The organism is Moraxella sp. CTOTU48717 (assembly GCF_032057165.1).
Classification (GTDB): domain Bacteria; phylum Pseudomonadota; class Gammaproteobacteria; order Pseudomonadales; family Moraxellaceae; genus Faucicola; species Faucicola tetraodonis.
Genome location: NZ_DAMBBC010000037.1, coordinates 1 through 5,971, shown reverse-complemented (window position 1 = coordinate 5,971; position 5,971 = coordinate 1). Strand labels below are relative to the sequence as shown.

Genomic DNA, 5,971 nt, shown 5'->3' with positions numbered 1-5,971 from the left:
CGGTTTGGTGGTATGCCTCGAGCAAAGGGGCTGTTTCGTGCAAAGGTCTCTTTTATAATATATTTTAAGCATGTGATATTCATTTAAGACTAATGGATAAAATAAAAAAACGTAATTCATTAAACCAAGTTCGCACAATTTATTTTATGTTAAATAATAACCGTCTTATTTAAAGGATACTTCTAGGGGTCAGCACAGAATTCGGATCATATTGGGCGGTAAGTATATTTGTCTAGTTCTATGTATCTGTTATTATTAAATGACTTTATTGAAAACCTCTAAGTTGAATTGCATGTTAGCAAACTCTATTAGACAGGCAAAATACAAAAATATAAATCATTGATTTTAATACATCTATTAATCGATGAAATTCCTTAGCGTGCTATATGGTCCGAATTCTTTGCTGACCCCTATAAGAACAGTTTAGTAAAATGCTTATTGACCATTTAATAGCGAATTCAACCGTGCTGACCACATTTCAGCCTCATGTTCATGGCTTACCCAAAAGCCATGACGAGGTTGTGGGGCATAATTAATAAATACCGTCACCGCATTTGCCGTCATCTCCACATAATTACCGCCCGTGACACGACCTGTATCAAAGTTAATATGATAATCTCGTCGTTGAATCACATCCTTTTGGTACAGCTTCCAGCCTTGAATATCGCCATAATCACAAATCATGTATTGTGGTTTACGTTCAGGATCGATGGTAAAAGCAATTTTCTTGGCAGTATCGTCAATTAAAATACCAGGTGATTCATAATCCACATGAAAAACTTGCGCAACTATCTGCTGTTTATAGTAGTCATGGATGGGTTGCACCATATTGCGACCTTTAGACAAAATCATTTTGGTTTTAACCAGCCAAGTATTAATCACAAATACTAGAAACATAAATAAAAAATACCAAGAAAAGAATTCTCGGCGTCCTGAGATTAGCCATATCAATAGGGCTAACGGAATAGGGATTAATACACTGCGTAAGGCTATTTTTTTAAAGATACCCTTATGGTCAAATACGGGCGCTTTATCATCATTAACTGGGATGATTTGAACGGTCATCCTAACTCCTCAATAAAAGAAAACGAGTGTTTGTAAAATACTACGATATACGTAGTAAAAAATCAAAGAAAATATACGAAATTCGTAGCTTTAATCTGGGAATAAGCTATGGATTTACAGGCGATTTTTACAACACGGTTTAAACAAGCCAGAAAAGCTAAAAAACTCACTCAGGAACAATTAGGCATTGCGATAGGATTGGATGAGTTTGTCGCTAGTACCCGCATTAATCGTTATGAAAAAGGCATACACTTGCCTGATTTACAGACATTGGCTCGTATTGCTGAGATACTGGATGTACCGCCTGCTTTCTTTTTTGCGGAGGATGTGTTGGCTGAGAATATTTTGATTTTTAAAATGAATAATAACGAGAAAAAGGCAAGTATGAAGACTAATCCTTTGCAAAATAAATTTTCAGATTTAAAATAATCACCATTAAAAAACCGACTTGAGATATTTTATGATTGATGCAGCAACCGAAGCTCGGCGCCGTAAAAATTGGCAGTTTGTCTGCAATAACAGTGCGTTTTCAGGGTTTGAAACACACGCTGAAATGCAGGCGATTGTGGAACGCTACTTTAAGGATGAGATCAGCCTGAGCGAAACTATTGCGGCGCTGCGAAAGTTTAACTCCCAACGCTATCTATCTGACAACGCCAAGCAATCCTCTCACTAGAACCCATATTTTTTGGCTTTCGATTACTATTAACCATTTAACTTCCTTTTTTTTATACAGTAACGAACGCTATGTTGATGACTAGAACCCTTTATGGTCCAAAGCTTGGTCCGGAAGGTTCATTGTTAAGCGCCTGCGCTTCCCAATTTTTAACATTATCAGCTAACTGTGTGAATCCAGTCATATTAGGCGGATGGCTATCAACAAATTGCTGAACTTGTTCGGTCGTGGCTTGTGCGCCTTTGGATCCATCTTCATGGGTTTCATACAGCCGCCCTGCTTTGGCATAAGTCATTGCTTTTCGCTTGAACTCATCAAAGCGACGTTTAAATAAATCACCTATCGCATCAGCAAGGGTTGAAACTGCTTGAGTGAATTGTCTAAAACTTTCTGCTGCTGAGTGAAATGCGCCAGTGAGTTCTTCATATCCGTCTTTAAAGGCGCTAAGTCCTTGATTAGCGTGATTAAGGACTTCAGATCTTTGTTCTGCATGGTGTTGCTGCGCTGTAAGGTAATGATTGAATTTTCCAAGTCCTTTAGTAACTGTTTGAACTCGTTGTCGTCGATTGGCTGTATACTGTCTAATTGGTTCAAGGCTTGTTGCATTTTGTCTTGTAAGAGCTGATATTCTTCCCTGCCTAATTTTAGCATTTTTAGCTGCTGTTGATTGGTGGTCTTTAATTCTTGTAAGCAGGTCTCCATCTTCGCTAGCTGCGGCTGCAGACGGTCTTGGATTTCTTCTTCGATAATCGGTATAAGCTGATCGAGCAAGTCTGGTATCAATTGAGAAAGTGTTTCGCTCATCTGTGTTTGTAGATTCTGGACTGCCTGGTTGATTTGCTCGGTCATTTGGCTGTGCAAATCGTTCGACAATGTTTGTAAGCTTTGTGTGATGAGCTCGCTTGGACTGATAGGTAGGGTCATGGGTTATTCCTTGCTGCTTTGCTGCCGATTTTGATTTGGTGCGTCTGGCGCTATCTGTAACACCAATTGCCTTTTGGGATTCAAACCAAATTTCACTTGCTGTTGATTTTTGGGAATAATCAGCATTTGCTTGGGATCTTGGTCGTTGGGTAACACGGTCACCATCGTTAATGCTCGAGCCTCGGCCGGTGTCTGCTGAATTTTCGTTGAAATCAGCGCCAACTGCTGCTGTTGTTGTTCTATCGATTGTTCCACCTGAGCCAATTGCTGTTGCTGTTGGCTCATCAAGTGTCTTGAGTAATAGGTCATCCCCAACATTACTACCGTTGGAATCAAAGCTAGAACGAAGGTAATCATCCCAATCATCATTGCCTTGACTCTCAGGTTCGCTTGTTTTTGCGCTTGGGCTTGGTAAAAGCCCTGATACACCGTCTCGCTCTGCTTCATGTGGGTCTTGGCTTGTTCTACCAAGTTGTTGGCGTATTCCCTGAAAAGCTTTTGGCTTTGGTGCTGACTCTCTAAAATCTGAAACTGTAATATTCCTAATTTCTGATTGGTTAGCTGGATTTGATCGGTTGTTTTGCTCAGCATCTGCTGAGTTTGCTCCAACTGATTGACTGACTGCACTAGGTTCTGGTTGGCTGTTGTCACTTGGTCGTCGATCAGAGGTGTAGCCTGGCTCAGTAAGTTGTTGATCAACTTGTTGCCCGAGCTCTCGATGCGACTCATAATATTGTTTAAAGCGCTGTTGAAGTCGACGAAGGCGTCGTCCAACCGCTTGTTCATTAAGTTCTGCAAGTTTTGCTCGAGTTGCAGGTTCTTTTGTTTTTGTTGTTCTAAAATTTTCGAGACTTTGTCTTGTGAACTCTCGCTCATATAGCATCCCTTTTAATTTTATATTTCTGCCACCGTTTGGATTTTTAATCGAAATCGATTTGCCTTTTTTGTCAATACGAGTAATTTCAAACATCTCACCAATTAGGCGTACCACATCTTCATGAGATTCAATACTGTTATCACTCAAAATCGTTTCAACCAAATGCAGAGCAATTTCTTCTTCGATAAATACTTTGTTAGTGCCAACGTTATTTGTACCAACTAACGAAGCACTATTTTGTTCAGCGAATATCTGTTTCTCATGCATTTTTTTATGCGCATACTCATAGCCTTTAAGCCGATAAACACGCTGACGGTTAGCATCATTGGGGTCGGCTAAGCCATAATCGAAATTGATCAAATCCTTCCAACTATCCACCAAATCTAAATCTTTATGATGGTAATAAACCGTTAACGATCTACCCGTTGGTAGATGAATATCTGCAAATACAAAATGCAATTCTTGGCGGTCTTTATCAACATGCTCGACCCAATAGCCACTGTACTCACCTTGAGTCATGCCAGGAAATAAGTTAGCCTCAAACGATTCTATGATTTCAATTTTTTGCGTATCAGTAATCGATTCTTCAGGTGCGAATGATAATACCCCAGACGTATAAATCTTACTGTTTTTAATACCATTAATAATTTCCGTGGTAACTGCATCATCTCCATAGATTAAACGAGCCCCTTCGCGGGGTTTAGTTTTATCATTTCTATCAAACAATAAATATGATTGAACATCGCCACCGCCACCCGACCTCGTTGCAAATCCTTTTTTGACTTTACCATGATTAAAAAACCGAACTAACATTTTCCCTCTGCCATAAAATTATTGAGCCTAGTTACTGAGTTTAGTTACTGAGCTTAGTCACTGATTTTAGTTACTTGGTTTCATCAACAGCCACACTTTCATTCTCAGCAATTTGCGTTTTAGTTAGGCTATGGTCTAAACGTAATATCTCTAGCTCATTAGCAATTCTTTGTAGGGCATAAGCCAGTTCTAGCACATCCAAATTTTTTTTAGGATCGAGTGAAGCGGTATGCGCATAACGCGTCAATTGATTAATATTGTTGCCAATGCTCACTAATTGGCGATATAAATTTGGATCAACGATTGGTAAATCATGGGTACGTTTTATAGGTTTGGGTAAATCTAATAGGCACACGCGCACAAACTTAGCTAAGGGCAACCCAAACCCTTGCGCTTTATGTTGCACCATTTCAAATTCGCTATCACTGAGTCTAAGATTTAAACGACTTTGGCGCTTAATTTTCTCATTAGGTATTGATTGTTGTTCTTCATTCATCGATAACATATAAGATTCAAATAGCCCACAAAGGGTTTTCGATCGTCTCCGCTTTTTGATTAACCATTGGGAAATCAAAATAGGAGACGACGGGGGTGTCAAGAGGGGGCATTGCCCCCAATTGCCAGCGCCAGATTACCTAATTTGCGTAGCAAACTTGGTAACTCTGGCATTGCTGGCTCAAAATATTTTGTGCTTCAAGGTCGTCTATTTGATTATACGATCATTGTTTATGTTTGCAAGTAGTTTTTCTTTGACTTTTTACTGGATGTTTTTATAATGGTATTATGTAGTAACTATATGAGTTTATTATGAAAAACGAATTAACTAAATCAGAAAATGAGTTATTGGATAGATTGGTTAGGGAATTTGAGGCTAAGGTTGCTAAGTCTAAAAGATTAGCGGATGAGCAACTGTTAATGTTGACGCTATTTCAGAAAGCTTTATTGTCAGATTCGGATGTAAGAAAATTAAGATTATTGCTTGGTTTTGAGCAAGCTAAAATTACTGCTCGTGAAACTAAGAAAAAAGCCAAACTAGCTTTGCAAATGCATGAAAACGAAAAGAAACAAGTTATTGAAAATCGCTATCGACGTTTTGGTTTGGTGATTATTGAGTCGTTAAAAAAGTTACCGGAAAATAAAGCTACGATTTCTTTGTCTGATTTTTTAAATCTGATGCTTGCTGATGAAAATTTGAATGAGAAAGATAAAGAGTGGGTTAGTGGTTTTTTACAAAATGATGTGATGAATGGTGATCCTAAAGATTAGGATAGTTTAATGGATGTCATTCTTACCAGGGAATATAGTATGTAAAAAGCGACAGAGTCTATTGTATGTCGCTTTATTTTTTTAGGTTTTTAGATGGGGTTATGATTTTTTTAGAAGGGACAGTCATCGTCTTCATTATAATATTGCGCCAATGAAAAACTGCGATTGGATTGCTGTTGAATGAATTGATGACAGTCATCGCATATCCAATTGAATTTTTGGTTCTGATAGTTATACGTTGGTTCGTAGATTTGTCGCATGATGTTGCATTGATTGCAACATGTTTGTGTATCAAAGATTTTGAAGTGGCTGACCATTTTGCTAAGTAACGGTGCACTGATGTTGTAATA

General features: G+C 38.5%; 7 protein-coding genes. 3 read left to right on the top strand and 4 right to left on the bottom strand.

Annotation, left to right across the window (positions count from 1 at the left end; genetic code table 11):
- Positions 1-435 precede the first annotated feature (435 nt).
- The gene (locus RT084_RS12390) at positions 436-1,065 is read right to left on the bottom strand and encodes a hypothetical protein (RefSeq protein ID WP_062335239.1); all 630 of its coding nucleotides are present in this window, start codon (positions 1,063-1,065) and stop codon (positions 436-438) included.
- 108 nt (positions 1,066-1,173) lie between these two features.
- Between RT084_RS12390 and RT084_RS12385 the strand changes: the two genes are divergently transcribed.
- Together RT084_RS12385 and RT084_RS12380 are read left to right on the top strand one after the other, a co-directional pair.
- A complete protein-coding gene (locus RT084_RS12385) occupies positions 1,174-1,494 on the top strand; it encodes a helix-turn-helix domain-containing protein (RefSeq protein WP_062335241.1) in 321 nt (106 codons plus the stop codon).
- Between the two features lie 31 nt (positions 1,495-1,525).
- On the top strand, positions 1,526-1,741 hold the full coding sequence (locus RT084_RS12380) for an antitoxin VbhA family protein (protein WP_313078814.1): 216 nt from the start codon (positions 1,526-1,528) through the stop codon (positions 1,739-1,741).
- Positions 1,742-1,832: 91 nt separating this feature from the next.
- Here RT084_RS12380 and RT084_RS12375 read toward each other — a convergent pair whose 3' ends face one another.
- Together RT084_RS12375 and RT084_RS12370 are read right to left on the bottom strand one after the other, a co-directional pair.
- Positions 1,833-4,355 carry a relaxase/mobilization nuclease domain-containing protein gene (locus tag RT084_RS12375; RefSeq protein WP_313100334.1) on the bottom strand — a complete coding sequence of 841 codons (2,523 nt, stop codon included), beginning with the start codon at positions 4,353-4,355 and terminating at the stop codon, positions 1,833-1,835.
- A gap of 70 nt (positions 4,356-4,425) precedes the next feature.
- Positions 4,426-4,860 carry a plasmid mobilization protein gene (locus RT084_RS12370; RefSeq protein WP_313100332.1) on the bottom strand — a complete coding sequence of 145 codons (435 nt, stop codon included), beginning with the start codon at positions 4,858-4,860 and terminating at the stop codon, positions 4,426-4,428.
- 302 nt (positions 4,861-5,162) lie between these two features.
- On the opposite strand from RT084_RS12370, the gene RT084_RS12365 reads away from it, so the two are divergent.
- Positions 5,163-5,621, top strand: a complete 459-nt coding sequence (locus RT084_RS12365; RefSeq protein WP_313100330.1) for a hypothetical protein — start codon at positions 5,163-5,165, stop codon at positions 5,619-5,621.
- Positions 5,622-5,694: 73 nt separating this feature from the next.
- Here RT084_RS12365 and RT084_RS12360 read toward each other — a convergent pair.
- Positions 5,695-5,971, bottom strand: a 277-nt coding sequence (locus tag RT084_RS12360; protein ID WP_313100328.1) for a hypothetical protein, incomplete at its 5' end; no start/stop codon positions are given.